12 protein-coding genes and 1 tRNA gene are annotated in these 13,907 nt (G+C 37.8%); 4 read left to right on the top strand and 9 right to left on the bottom strand.

Annotation, left to right across the window (positions count from 1 at the left end):
• Positions 1-5: 5 nt before the first annotated feature.
• Genes ACSQ7D_RS00370 through ffh form a run of 5 tightly spaced genes read right to left on the bottom strand, consistent with a single transcriptional unit; the run spans position 6 to position 4,944 of the window.
• The gene (locus tag ACSQ7D_RS00370; RefSeq protein ID WP_053580522.1) at positions 6-1,094 is read right to left on the bottom strand and encodes a CapA family protein; all 1,089 of its coding nucleotides are present in this window, start codon (positions 1,092-1,094) and stop codon (positions 6-8) included.
• Positions 1,095-2,234: an AAA family ATPase gene (locus ACSQ7D_RS00365; protein ID WP_009418397.1), complete on the bottom strand. Its 1,140-nt coding sequence runs from the start codon at positions 2,232-2,234 to the stop codon at positions 1,095-1,097.
• Positions 2,231-3,106 (bottom strand): bifunctional methylenetetrahydrofolate dehydrogenase/methenyltetrahydrofolate cyclohydrolase FolD, encoded by an 876-nt coding sequence (gene folD / locus ACSQ7D_RS00360; RefSeq protein WP_437134966.1) that lies wholly within the window; start codon positions 3,104-3,106, stop codon positions 2,231-2,233. Before folD ends, ACSQ7D_RS00365 begins: the two co-directional genes overlap by 4 nt.
• Before the next feature lie 21 nt (positions 3,107-3,127).
• Complete coding sequence (locus ACSQ7D_RS00355; RefSeq protein ID WP_437134965.1) at positions 3,128-3,583, bottom strand: DUF2750 domain-containing protein; 456 nt, start codon at positions 3,581-3,583, stop codon at positions 3,128-3,130.
• Positions 3,584-3,612: 29 nt separating this feature from the next.
• Entirely contained in the window at positions 3,613-4,944 is a 1,332-nt protein-coding gene (ffh, locus tag ACSQ7D_RS00350) for a signal recognition particle protein (protein ID WP_009411396.1), read from the bottom strand.
• Between the two features lie 579 nt (positions 4,945-5,523).
• Here ffh and ACSQ7D_RS00345 point away from each other — a divergent pair.
• A complete protein-coding gene (locus tag ACSQ7D_RS00345) occupies positions 5,524-7,239 on the top strand; it encodes a L,D-transpeptidase family protein (protein WP_437134964.1) in 1,716 nt (571 codons plus the stop codon).
• A gap of 43 nt (positions 7,240-7,282) precedes the next feature.
• Here ACSQ7D_RS00345 and dapA read toward each other — a convergent pair whose 3' ends face one another.
• Together dapA and ACSQ7D_RS00335 are read right to left on the bottom strand one after the other, a co-directional pair.
• Positions 7,283-8,155 (bottom strand): 4-hydroxy-tetrahydrodipicolinate synthase, encoded by an 873-nt coding sequence (dapA, locus tag ACSQ7D_RS00340; protein ID WP_437134963.1) that lies wholly within the window; start codon positions 8,153-8,155, stop codon positions 7,283-7,285.
• A gap of 7 nt (positions 8,156-8,162) precedes the next feature.
• Positions 8,163-8,681 (bottom strand): DUF6913 domain-containing protein, encoded by a 519-nt coding sequence (locus tag ACSQ7D_RS00335; RefSeq protein WP_437134962.1) that lies wholly within the window; start codon positions 8,679-8,681, stop codon positions 8,163-8,165.
• A 64-nt stretch (positions 8,682-8,745) separates the two neighbouring features.
• On the opposite strand from ACSQ7D_RS00335, the gene ACSQ7D_RS00330 reads away from it, so the two are divergent.
• The 3 genes from ACSQ7D_RS00330 to ACSQ7D_RS00320 all read left to right on the top strand — a co-directional run bounded on the left by ACSQ7D_RS00330 (position 8,746) and on the right by ACSQ7D_RS00320 (position 10,613).
• Positions 8,746-9,531: a 5'-nucleotidase gene (locus ACSQ7D_RS00330; protein WP_315011245.1), complete on the top strand. Its 786-nt coding sequence runs from the start codon at positions 8,746-8,748 to the stop codon at positions 9,529-9,531.
• A gap of 7 nt (positions 9,532-9,538) precedes the next feature.
• Complete coding sequence (locus ACSQ7D_RS00325; protein WP_437134961.1) at positions 9,539-10,447, top strand: bifunctional metallophosphatase/5'-nucleotidase; 909 nt, start codon at positions 9,539-9,541, stop codon at positions 10,445-10,447.
• 86 nt (positions 10,448-10,533) lie between these two features.
• Positions 10,534-10,613 (top strand) — tRNA-Leu (locus tag ACSQ7D_RS00320).
• Between the two features lie 141 nt (positions 10,614-10,754).
• Here ACSQ7D_RS00320 and ACSQ7D_RS00315 read toward each other — a convergent pair.
• Complete coding sequence (locus tag ACSQ7D_RS00315) at positions 10,755-11,513, bottom strand: hypothetical protein (protein WP_437134960.1); 759 nt, start codon at positions 11,511-11,513, stop codon at positions 10,755-10,757.
• Positions 11,510-13,897, bottom strand: coding sequence for a YfhO family protein (locus tag ACSQ7D_RS00310; protein ID WP_437134959.1), 2,388 nt, complete (start codon positions 13,895-13,897; stop codon positions 11,510-11,512). The genes ACSQ7D_RS00315 and ACSQ7D_RS00310 overlap by 4 nt, the downstream gene beginning before the upstream one ends.
• Positions 13,898-13,907 lie beyond the last annotated feature (10 nt).

The raw sequence follows: 13,907 nt of genomic DNA, 5'->3' as shown, positions 1-13,907 counted from the left end.
ATAAGCTATAGTTTCTCTTTAACTAAAATATTAGATTTGAATAACTTTCGGGAGTTGTTTATGAAGATATTCATACTATCCTTAACGCTCTCAGTAAGGTCTTTGTAGTGAGTAGTTTCGTATTCTTTGCAAGGTAGTATTTCAAAAAGATATTTCTTATTAGTTTTTGGAGTCCGATTTACCCAAACTAAATAATATCCTTTATCAAGGATACGAGTGCCATAAGCATCCTTGAAGAGGGTCAGCTCTACCATCGCACCTCCATCTGTTGAGCTTTTGCGTTGGTTAGATACAAAATTACCCAGTGAATAAACTACCATCTGTTCCTTATGAAGTCCCGTTTGCGGATAGTAATACATAGGTTGTAAGACGTGTGGGTGACCTCCTATAATAATGTCTACTCCGTTGTCAAAAAGAAATTGTGCTACTTCTTCCTGTTTTTTGTTTTGCTTTTGCTGGTATTCTATCCCCCAGTGTATCACTACTATCAGTTTATCAAGATTTACTTTTTTAGCTTTCTCAATATCCTGCTTCATTAGGTTGAGATTTATTTTATTTACGATGGTAGGTTCAGGAACGGGTAAACCATTAGTACCATAAGTATAGTTGAGTATTCCCACTGAAATCCCATTTTTGGAAAGCACCAATAAATTATGTTTCTCAAAGTCTGCTTTGTTGCGAAAGGTTCCTGTATGAGCTATTTTCAGAGAGTCGAGTACGTCTAAAGTACGAATAATTCCCTTTTTGCCTCTATCGCAAGTGTGATTATTGGCAGTTACCAATACATCTATTCCGCTATCTCTACAAGCAACTGCTAAAGCATCGGGCGACGAAAACTGAGGGTAACCTGTATAAGGTTCTCCTGCCAAAGTTACTTCCAAATTAGCAATAGCAAAATCTACTTGCGCAAACTTATGCTTGATTTTGTCAAATACAGGCATATAATTGTATTGCTTCGTTTCAATATCGTAAGCTCCTTCTATTTGTGGCACGTGCCCCATTATATCCCCCATAAAAAGCAATGACATTCGGTTACCTGTTTCTTGGGCAAAAGTTATCGAGAAGAAGAGAAAAGTCAGAAATACACGTATCATTTATTTGAAACCTATTTTAGTTTGCTTGTCTTGTTCTTTGAGTTCCTTTATGTCTATATTGGTCAGTTCTGCTAATGAGTAAGGCTTATCTACTCTAAAATCTCTATCGGTAGATTGCAAATACTTATTGCACTTCTCAACAGTTAGCTCTTTAAACTTATACTCGGCTATCAATCTGCCTTTGCGCAATAATGCCGAGTCTATCTTAGAAATATCGGAGTTAAACGTGCATATCAGCTGGCATTCTAATACATCAGAAAGCATACCGTCAGCTATATTGAGAATAGACGATACTACATCGGTATTACTGTTGAAGGCAGTGCGTTCAGCTATGTAGTTCTCACAATCTTCGAGTACCAATACAGAGTTCTTATTGCCTATGAGCAGACTAATAAAAGCAGGATCGGTGAGCGACCCTATCATTGTAGTAGGTACAAAAATAAATTTTTTATTTGGGATTTGACTCGTAAGCCATTTGATGTAGTTTGTCTTCCCCGAACCAGCAATCCCGTGAAATAGTACCACGCCCTTGTTGTCATTCGTTAGCGCATTTTTCACTCGAGTATGTACTTCGAAGAAATCATTGTTGTACATCGTTTCAAAATCTATGCGGTAAGGCTTGATGCTATGGGTTTTGATTTCTAATCCTATTTGCGTTTTTAGTAGTATAGAAACCTTAGATTCTTTAGAGATATACTTTTCTATATATTCTGAAAACAAGGTGTTGAGGTGTTCCTTAGCCTTTGGATTGTCGTTTTGGTAGTATACTGAGTTTACTTTGTATAATCCGTCTTCAAAAATCTGGTTATCGTACTCATTCGAGAGATTTTTGTCTATTACCAAAAAGATTTCGAGCTCTGGGTGAAAATAGCATTCTTCCGATTCGTATAGCTCATTTTGTTTGGAGGCGTATTCTATGGTGTAATAGTCAGTACATTTCACAAAGTGTTTCAGTTTGTCTCGTTGGATAACCAAATCCTCTCCTCCTATATAAATTCTTGCCATCAAGTCGTCTAACAAACAACGGTACGGGTTGCTGAAAGTCAGAAGTTTGTATTTATCATACACCTCTACGTGGTCATCGGAGTCTATCTGCAAGAGGTTTACAGGGTGATAATATTTAGATTCTTTTATTTTCATCGATACCATTTATAAGCTAATAACGTATTTTTCAAGAGCATTGCTATGGTCATAGGACCTACACCTCCTGGTACAGGTGTAATGTAACTCGCTTTTTCTTTTACTTCATCGAAAGCTACATCGCCTACAATGCGATAACCTTTATGGGTACTATCGTCTTTTAGGCGTGTAATTCCTACGTCTATCACGGTTACGCCTTCTTTTACCATATTGCCTTTTAGAAATTCTGGAATACCTAATGCCATTACCACAATATCTGCCTGACGTGTAAGCTCAGCGAGGTTAGGGGTATGACTGTGAGTAAGTGTAACGGTAGCGTTGCCTTGTGCTCCCTTTTGGCTGAGCAATATGCTGATGGGGCGACCTACGATGTGTGAACGTCCTACTACTACCACGTGTTTGCCTTTGGTAGGCACTTCATAGCGTTTCAGCAACTCCATAATACCGAAAGGTGTAGCAGGAATAAAAGCCTCCATATCCAGTGCCATTCTACCGAAGTTAGCAGGGTGAAAGCCGTCTACATCTTTTGTAGGGTCTATGGCTAAAAGTATTTTCTGCTCGTCGATGTGTTTAGGTAGTGGTAATTGTACTATATAGCCGTCAATTTCAGGATTAGCGTTTAACTTTTCAATTTCTCGCAGTAACGCCTCTTCACTGATGTTAGCAGGGAGTTTTACTAAAGTAGACTCAAAGCCTACTTGTTCGCAAGCTTTCACCTTACTCCCCACGTAGGTAAGACTTGCCCCATCGTCGCCTACCAATACGGCAGCCAAATGTGGTACTTTCTTTCCCTCAGCTTTTAGTTGCTTTACTTCCTTAGCAATTTCTTGTTTGAGGGCTTCTGATGTCTTTTTTCCGTCTAAGATAGTCATTACTGATTGTGTTTTTAGTGGTTAAAGGGCTTCTTCATCGGTGATGTCAAGCTCTATTTGGTTCAAAAGTTGTTTTACTTGGGCTAATGATTCAAACGAGTCACTAAAAGTAACCGCAGTTTTCGTTCTGTCAATTTCTTTTATCAATGCTTTTATCAAATCAACAGGTACGAGTTCTTCTCCTCCTGATAGGTCAGCGTTGAACCCAATACCCACTGCCATTGTTTCTACTTGCATTCCAAAGCAAATCTCAATAAACTCTTCTAAGGTAGCCGATTTTACAATTCCTTTAGCCCATTCATCGGCTTTACAAGCTACTGCTTTATCTTCGTCTTCCCAAAAGAGGGCTACAGGAATAGCTTCTTTGGTTTCCTCAATGTAGAAGGCTTGCGAACCACACATAGCAAACGATTCGTCTACTTCTAGGTAAAACACTTCTTTGTTCTTTACTACAGTTTCAATGAATTCTTGTAACATATTTGTATTTTTTACCTTTTACCTTTTATCTAACCTCTCATTCCCTGCATCATCTGCATCATCTTTCTGCCACCGCCACCTTGCATCATTTTCATCATCTTGCTCATTTGCTCGAACTGTTTCATTAGTTGGTTTACCTCTTGAATATCGCGACCGCTACCTTTGGCAATTCGTTTTTTGCGGTTTAAATCTATGATAGCAGGCGTATTGCGCTCTTTTGGAGTCATCGAATGGATAATTGCTTCGATGTGCTTGAAAGCGTCGTCTTTGATATCGAGGTCTTTCACTGCTTTGCCTACACCGGGGAGCATACCAAGGAGGTCTTTCATACTACCCATACGCTTAATTTGCTGTATTTGTTCAAGAAAGTCGTCAAACCCAAATTGGTTTTTTGCAATTTTCTTTTGCAGTTTACGCGCTTGCTCTTCGTCAAACTGCTCTTGAGCGCGTTCTACTAATGATACCACGTCGCCCATACCGAGGATACGGTCAGCCATACGGTCAGGATAGAACACATCAATAGCGTCCATTTTCTCGCCGGTACCTACGAATTTGATAGGTTTATTCACTACCGATTTAATAGTGATAGCCGCCCCACCACGGGTGTCTCCATCGAGTTTGGTAAGGATAACCCCATCGAAGTTGAGCACATCGTTAAAGGCTTTAGCCGTGTTTACAGCATCTTGCCCCGTCATCGCATCTACTACAAAAAGGGTTTCTTGTGGGTTCAGTGCTTTGTGGATATTCGATATTTCGGTCATCATTTGCTCGTCTACTGCCAACCGACCTGCGGTATCCACAATCACCACGTTCAAGTGGTTTTCTTTGGCGTATTGCACCCCTTTTTTGGCAATATCCACAGGGTTATTGTTCCCTTTATCCGAAAAAACAGGTACCCCCACCTGCTCTCCTACAATATGTAATTGGTCTATCGCAGCAGGACGATACACGTCGCACGCTACGAGCAATGGTTTTTTATTTCTTTTATTTTTGAGGTAGTTAGCCAATTTCCCTGAGAAAGTAGTCTTACCAGAACCTTGTAACCCCGACATCAATATAACAGTAGGATTCCCCGATAGGTTCACTCCAGCAGCATCACCTCCCATCAGCTGGGTGAGCTCATCTTTTACAATCTTCACCATTAACTGCCCTGGTTGTAGGGTAGTGAGCACTTGTTGTCCTAAGGCTTTTTCTTTTACGTTATTGGTAAAATCTTTGGCTATCTTATAATTCACGTCGGCATCAAGCAAAGCACGACGCACTTCTTTCAGTGTTTCAGCTACGTTTATTTCGGTAATTTTACCGTGCCCCTTTAAGTTATGTAGGGCTTTCTCTAATTTATCACTTAAATTATCAAACATTTTTGTCTATTTTAAAAAGTCGTGCAAAGGTACTGAAAAAAAGTGGAAACTAAAAACTAAACAGCTAAAAAAGTGTATTGATACGGTTAATAAGCTGTTTTTCTATAATATAACTCCTTATTTTATAGAAGTTTAAAAGGCTGTTCTATAATAATCGTACAAGATTCCGTATAAGGTTCCTATAAGCTAAGCATATTTTGCCTCCGAGTTTTTTAGAGTCTCTCCATATTTCTTCAATATCTCACCTTACCTTTTCTTTCGCCTCGTAACCTCGTTTTTAGCATTTTTTGTGTTGTTGTATTATATTATTAATCAATTATTTATATACCCTTTCTATACCAATCGTCCAAGATTCGTATAAGCTTCCTATAAGCTTCCTATAAGCTAAGCATACCCTCCCAAGAGTCTTTTCTCTTCAAAATTACTCTCAGTGTACTTCTGATATTTTTCGTTTCCTTCCGAAAGCTCCGTCCCCCATCCGACTAATCAAATAACTATTTTCTCCCCATCATTTGCTAATTTCCAAATTTGCTAATTCCCTAATTATCCTTATCTTTGCACCCAAAATATGTTTTTAATATGATTCATATTGATTTAAAGATAAAAATTGCAGTTTTAATAGCTATTTTTATCACCTTACAAAGCTGTAGAAAAACTACTCCCACTACTTCTCACCCCAATTCTTCATTAAATGAGGCTGGTAAAGAGGTTTATACTGAGGCTCTTACTATTGCAGTAGATACCTCTGTAACTTCATTTGAAAATCTTACAGTTCTTGATGCTACTTATAGAAAAGGAATACAGTCCGAAACCCATAGTTATTATACAGAAAATGGAGGAAAAACTCGTTGGCTCTTCGAAGATATCCCTTCTCGCATCTTTTCGCAATATATAGAAGCTTTAAAATGTATTGAAGAAGATGGTCTAAACCCCGAAACTTATAGGCGTTCTGCTTTGAAAAAAGTGGTAGATAGTGCCTATAAATATAAACTTCCTAATGATTATAAGGTTTATTTAGATAAACAAATTACCGCCTCTTTTTTGCTTTTTGCCAAGCACCTTACTTCTGGTCGCTTTTCTAAAAGAGCCTATGGAAAACACACGTGGATAAAGCCAAAGTATAAGTATCGGAATATTGATATGCTCTTACATTTGGGAGATAACGATGATTTAGAAGCAAAATTAGCAAGTCTTTATCCCAAAGGAGAACAGTATAGACGAATGAAATATAAGTATATACAACTCAAAAATCAGCCTCTTGACACTATCCGTGTCATTAAATTTTCAGACCCTAAAAACTTTGTTTACGGGTATACCGATCCTGAGGTTGAGAGCTTGCGCAATGCCTTAGCTAAAAAAGGCTTTGGGTCAGTTCCCAAAATCGACCCTCAGGAAGTAGATAGTACCCTTATATGGGCATTGAAAAGATTTCAGCGCAGTAATGGGCTTACTCCCGATGGTTCCTTAGGTATCCAAACACTCAATCGTCTGAATATGAATAAAGCACGCCAGCGCGATTTACTTAGGCTCAATATGGAGCGTATGCGTGTTTTTAATAATGATTTAGGTGATGATTATATAATTGTGAATATTCCTGATTATAAACTTTTTTTATATCATAAGGACTCATTAATATATCAAACCAAAGTAGTGGTAGGGCGAGCTCAAAGCTCAACTCCCATTTTCACCGATTCTATTCGTTCAGTAGAATTTCGCCCTACGTGGTCGGTGCCTCAGAGTATTATCAGAAAGGAAATGATTCCTCAAATGCTATTGCAAGAAGACCCCGAAAGATACAAAAATAGAGGTTATACTATGTATGAAAATGGCAAGGTGATAGACCCCTTAGAGGTAGATTGGACGAATCCATTAGTGCATAAACGTGCTTTTTATTTTGTAGAAGCTCCCTCCGAGCGCAACTCATTGGGCTTAGTGAAGTTCCTGCTCAATAATAATATGAGTATATATTTGCACGATACACCATCGAAGTATTTGTTCGAACGTGAGCAACGTGCACTTAGTCACGGCTGTGTACGCGTGCAAAATCCTTCGCAATTAGCCTATTATCTACTGAAGAATGAAGGTGATGGAAAGTCTTGGACAGAAGAGAAAGTCAAAGACTTTATGAACAATAATAAGCGCAATCAGTATCGTGTAAAACTCAATACAAAATATATGATTAATATTCTGTACTACACCATATCGGTAGATAAGAAAGGCGAAGCAACTATAAAGAATGATATCTACGATCTTGATAACGAACAGTTGAAAGATATAAAGCGGTTTGAAAGTTAGCTTTCAAACCGCTTTTTTTATTTGTCACTTATTTTAATGCCCTTTATTTTAAAGCTTTTCTTATTTCTTCTTTTAAACTATCTGAAGCCTCTACCAAAGGCAAACGCACATAGGGCTCACATAAGCCTTGAGCAGCTAAAATAGCTTTAATTCCTGTGGGGTTTCCTTCTTTAAAAGCTAAAGCCATCATAGGTAACAATTCGTATTGCAAAGCATTGGCTTTAGAAGTATTACCGTTTAACCCTAATCGTACCATCTCAGAAAATTCCTTAGGGAAAGCAATCCCAATCACCGAAATCGCTCCACTACCACCCATATATACTGACGGAAGAGTTGTAGTATCATCTCCTGATAAAAAAGTGAAATGTTTAGGCATATCTTTTAAGATATTCATATCTAACACTAAATTGCCAGAAGCTTCTTTTACAGCTATAATATTCTTAAAGTCATTAGCCAATCTCAATATGGTTTCAGTGGTCATACATACCCCTGTCCGCCCAGGTACATTATATAAAATAATAGGTAAAGGACTCTCTTTGGCTATTGCTGCAAAGTGTGCATATAAACCATTTTGCGAAGGTTTATTGTAATAAGGCGTTACAGATAGAATCGCATCAAAAGGGGTTAAATCCGTACTCTTGATTTCCTCAATAACACTTTGGGTATTATTGCCCCCAATACCTAATACTAAGGGTAAATGCTTTTTATTAGCCTTGATAATAGTCTCTCGCACAAGAGCCTTTTCTTCCTTACTGAGAGTAGGAGCTTCGCTGGTAGTTCCTAAAACTACAATGAAATCTACTCCACCATCAGTTACATATTCTACTATACGGGTAAGAGCCTTAGTATCCACCCGCTTCTCAGCTGTGAAAGGTGTGATAAGAGCCACACCAGTTCCTCTTAGTTGTTTTGTCATAATTTTTTTATTTGCGAATAATGGTTTCTAATATTTTTTTTAATTCATTAGCAAAAACCTTTTCATCAGCAGGAGAACAAGCTATCACAATATCGTTGTACTGTAGCCCTATTCCTTCAAAACCAGCTCTTAATTTAGCTTTGATAGATGAAGACAATAGCAACAAAGGCAATTTAGGCTCACTAAAATAATTAATGAGCAAGTCATACTCTTGTTCAGCTAATCTATCGGCGTGGTAATTCCTAATCTTTCCTTGCCAATTAATTTCCTTATCAATCAGAAAAGGAGTTCCATTAGCGTGAGTTTCTTCTGATTCACGCTTATATCCTAAGACAATATAGTTCTCAGGGCGAATGGAATAGTATTTTATAAGCTCCAATAAGGGGTCTACATTCTTCACTACATCCATATCCACAATGCAACCAACTTTTGCTAAGTTGTTGTCTAACCTTTTGTTATAACTTTGTAAGGCTTTAAAATTCTTCCGAATTTTATTTTTTATGTTATAATTTTTTACGATGTCCAAAATATATTGTAATTTTGCGTGTGATTGCAAAGGTAAAAATAATTTTTAAAATAGAAATATATTTATGAAAAAGTTTGATGTAATGAAGCATTATTTTTTTGTATTGCTTGTAACAATAGGATTTTTAGCCTCTTGCTCTTCGTCTAAAACGCAGCTTACAAGAGTAAAAGCTATAAACATTCCTATTACCGATACTATTTCACAAAAAGCTGAAATAGAAAAATTTATCGCACCATATCGCGAACACATATCCTCTGAGATGTCTACCGTCTTAGCTCAAAACCCAGCCGATTTGGTGAAAGATAGAAACGAAAAAGCGTTAAATACCGCCATTGGTAATTTTATGGCTGATGCTACCTTCGAAATTGTAAATCCTCTTTACAAAAAACGTACAGGTAAGGATATCGACTTTGTAATGCTCAACTGGGGAGGTATTCGTTCCGATTTGCCTAAGGGAGATGTTACAGTAGGTTCAGTTTATGATATAATGCCTTTTGAGAATAAAGTAGTAGTACTTACAATGTCAGGAGAAAAAGTACAAGAGCTTCTTAACTATCTGATTAAAGAGCGAAAACCTCACCCTCTGTCAAAGCAAATAGATTTGCAAATCACCAAAGATGGTAAGGTGGTTCACTTCAATATCAACGGGAAACCTTTCGATTCTAAAGCTACTTATATAGTCGCTACTTCCGATTATTTAATGAATGGGGGAGATGCGATGTACTTCTTCGAAAATTCTTTAAAAGTAGATGAAACAGATTATAAACTTCGCAATGTACTGATTGACTATTTCAAAAAAATAGACGTATTAGACGCTAAAAAAGATAACCGATTTGAATATAAATTATAATACGATTATGAAAAGACGTACTTTTATTAAAAACATAGGAGCTTCATCTTTGCTAATGGGGGTAGGAGGTCTATCGCTATCAATGAAGCCAAGCAATGCAAAACAAATTACTATTTTGCATACAAACGACGTACACAGTCACATCGACCCTTTTCCTATTACTGACCCTCATAACCCTAATAAAGGAGGAATAGCACGTAGGGCATATCTCATCGACCAAATACGTAAAGAAAATCCTCATACTTTGCTTTTCGATGCAGGGGATATTTTTCAAGGCACTCCTTATTTTAATTTCTATGGAGGTGAGTTAGAGTTTAAGCTAATGTCAATGCTTAAATACGATGCTGCTACCTTAGGGAATCACGATTTTGACAATGGAGTAGAGGGGCTTTTTGCACAGCTTCCTCACGCCAAGTTTGATTTTATCATTTCTAATTACGATGTAAGTAAAACGCTTCTCAATGGGTATACAAACCCCTATAAAATTTATATGGTAGATGGTATTAAAATAGGAGTCTTTGGTCTGGGTGTTGAATTGGAAGGTTTGGTAAATAAAAAACAATACGGCGAAACAGTTTATCTGAACCCTATAGAGATAGCACAAGATATGGAACGCAAACTTCATAATGAAGAACATTGTGACTTAATACTCTGTCTGTCTCACTTAGGATATGATTACAAAAATAGTCCTAAGGTCTCCGATTTAAAAGTAGCTGCTCAAACCTCTTATATCGATTTAATTATAGGAGGTCATACACATACTTTTTTACCTCGCCCTACTTTGGTTACAAATAAGAGAGGAAAAACTACTTTGGTAAATCAAGTAGGTTGTTATGGTATTAATTTGGGAAGAATAGACTTCTTTTTTGAGGAAGGTAGCCTTGTAAAAAACAAAGCAGTTACTATTGAAGTATAGGTTGTTATAAATTATTTTGTAAAAAACTACTCGTTTTTTTTGTATATTTAAAAAACTTATGTACTTTTGCACCCGAATTAAAAAGGGCCTGAGTGGCGGAATTGGTAGACGCGCACGACTCAAACTCGTGTTCTTCGGAGTGAGGGTTCGATTCCCTCCTCAGGTACAATAAAAGGAGCTACATTATTGTAGCTCCTTTTTGTTTTTTTTATATAAAGTAGTTTTGAGAACTATTTATTTTTTAAGTTTTACTTTGGTTCTCGCTTCTTCTGTTAGGTACCTCTTTTGTCTTTTCTCCTTCCCTTATTTATCGTTGCTTTTTCAATTCTTTAGCACGTTGTTTTAAGTCTTTTTCAGTAAAGTAGTAAACAGTAACTTTATTGCTAAAATATTCCTCTCGTAAGTAGTAATAGGTGTTAGTTTTAAGATCTTTTACAAGGTAATGAGTACTATGGTTGTCAGGGAAGCCTTTGAGAATTTCATAAGTAGTGAGATGGAATAGTTTGCGTACGAATTTGCCAATGCGCTCATCTTTAGGAATATCACTTTTCAGTTGGAAAGAAGGATTAGGCGATTTACCTCGTGTATCATAAATTTTGATAAAGCGCACTAAAGCGGCTACGTCATTTAGTTTCTGTTTGTCGGTAGCAAAATTACCAGTACTTTTAATGAGGTAGTATTCATCGTTGGAGATTTTGTGGAGATAATAACTACCGAGATTAAGATTGAGCTTTATAGGAATACTATCACATTCCACCCCTCGTTTTTCCATTTTCTCTACCTGAATAGATAAATACTTGCCTACCGCTTGATAAGTTCCTATAGTAGGAGAAGAGCAGGTATTACCACATTCGGTTACTAACCAGGAGGAGAAAGTACCATCTGAATTGAAGAGAATACGGTCGCCAAAAGTATATTTACTCTCGGGTGTTTTTAGGAAATATACATCGGTCACGTCAGGAAACTCCCCTAAAAAATTATCAATGCGCCATTCTTTGCCTATAAAATCTTGAGCGTGAATAACACTGATTAGCAGTAGTCCAATAGTAGTAAAAAGTGTTTTCATTTTTTAAATTGTACAAAAATACCTCCTGCAAGCCATAAAAGCAATAAAATACACCCTACAAGACTTAATCTACTACCTGTTTTTACTACTTCGGGGTCAAAAGCAAAGCGTATCTCGTGTTTTCCTGCGGGTACAGACATTCCTCGTAAAGTGTAATCTACGCGATAGATAGGCGCCTCTTTGCCATCAATAGTCGCTTTCCAGCCGTGAGGGTAGTACATCTCCGAGAAAACCGCAAAGCCCTCGTGAGAATTGTTACTTTCGTAACTTAATTCATCAGGACGCATATGTTTTAGTGCAATCGTAGCCGTGCTATCCACAGTGTATTGTGATGGAAGGTTTGTTTTCAAATCTTTGAGCGTTGCTAAAGCCTCTTCGGAAGGGTGAAACTCTTTTAAAGCTTTCATTACCTCATTATCGCTGTTTTTTAAGCTAAGTTGCTTTATAAACCACGCATTACCTAAGGCATCTTCGTTGTGCATTGGTTGTATTTCTCCTTCTTGGTTGCGCAAAAGTATATATTTCACATTCAGCATATTGAGCACTTCCATATTTCCTTTGGCTATTTGGTAATCGAAGAGCTCTTGCAAGCGCTTGGGTTTCGCTGCGTGATAGCCTCCAATCGAATGGTGAAAAAACGAAGTACGTGCACCGTTGATACCCACTTGAGGTTCGTATACGCGATAATAGCTCTTGTCTTGAAGAATCGCCATATCAGCAGGAGTTGCCTCAAAAGGATTTTCTATTAGGTATTTATCTACAAAATTGTCTTTGTTTACATAGCGTTTGGCTACTCCTCCCAAATCAAAGAAAAGCAATGCTAAGAGTGCTATTTGCATTCCCCTAAGAGGAATTTTGTTGTACTGATAAAGCACCAAAGCCAAAGCCGTGAGTAGTATAAGTACGGTGCTTCTCAGCAAATCAGCAGTATAAATACTTTTGCGGTCTTCCACTATCATTTGCACAATCTCTCTGTTGCCGTAATACACATCGTTTGCGCTTTGGAAATCAAAGAATCCTTTTCCTAAGAAAAGCAATAACATTACCCCTAAACAAATATAAAGACTGTAAAGCAAGTATTTTTTGCGCTCCTCTTCAGGTGTTTTTAAGAACTGTTGTAACCCTACTATCGCCAATATAGGCACGCAGAGTTCTAAAATTACTTGTATAGACGATACCGCTCTAAACTTATTGTATAACGGAAAGTAGTCTATCATAAAATCAGTGAGCAGTCCGAAGTTCTTGCCCCACGAAAGTACGAGTGCCATTACTGAGCCCGTTAAAAGCCACCATTTAATTCTACCTTTTACTACAAAAAGTGCTAAGACAAATAGGAAGAACACCACAGCTCCTATATAGGCAGGGGCAGCCACGATGGGTTGGTCGCCCCAGTAAGTGGGTAAACGTTGTGTTTCTTGTAATGCCTGCATAGGGGGTACCCCCAATTGTACCAAATACTGATACGTCTTAGAGTTTTCTCCTAAGTTTTCGTGGTTAGAACCTCCAAAAAGACGAGGCACGATAAGGTTTAGTGATTCACTGATGCCATAACTATATTCGGTGATATATTCTTTTGATAGACCGCTGTTCTGCTCTTTCGGAGTCCCATCAGGAGTAATGGTAAGTGTCGATTTACTACGGGTACTCCAATCGGCGTATTCGCGAGTCGTGAGCAGTAAAGTAGCATTTGCCAGTACACTCACCACTACAGCCCCAAGTAGTACTGCCATAGCTTTTGCAAAATCTTTGAGTTGTTTCTCTTTGATAGCTTTATAAAGGAAGCCTACGCCTAAGAGCAATACCAATAAAAGCAGGTAATACGTCATCTGGAAGTGATTAGCGCAGATTTCTAACGCCAGCGCTACTGCTGTGAGTAATCCTCCCCAAAGGTATTTCCGCTGAAATACCAATAAGATACCCGCTAATAAAGGAGCAAAATAAGCAATGGCGTGTGCTTTGGCATTATGCCCTGCCCCTAAAATAATAATCAAGTAAGTAGAAAGACCAAAGGCAATAGCCCCCAAGAAAGCATTCTTGTAATCCACTTTTAGCACCAAAAGTAGGACGTAAAAGCCTATAAAGTACAAGAAGAGATAATCGGCAGGACGAGGTAAAAAGCGTAACGTTCTGTCTAGCTGCTTTACAAAATCATTAGGATATTGTGCCCCTAACTGATAGGTAGGCATACCACCAAAAGCGCTGTTTGTCCAATATGTCTCTTTGTTTTCTGTTTGACGGTAATCATTGCGCTCCTTCGCCATACCGGTATACTGAACAATATCGCTTTGGAAGATACCTTTTCCCTGTAATACAGGATAAAAGAAAGCAAGCGCTATTACAGCAAATAGCGCTATTACTACAACGTGAGGGACTATTTTTTTCATTTGGTTATTT

The organism is Capnocytophaga sp. G1920, from assembly GCF_051417515.1.
The sequence above is the reverse complement of the archived record's forward strand: the minus strand, read 5'-3'. Positions and strand labels throughout refer to the sequence as shown.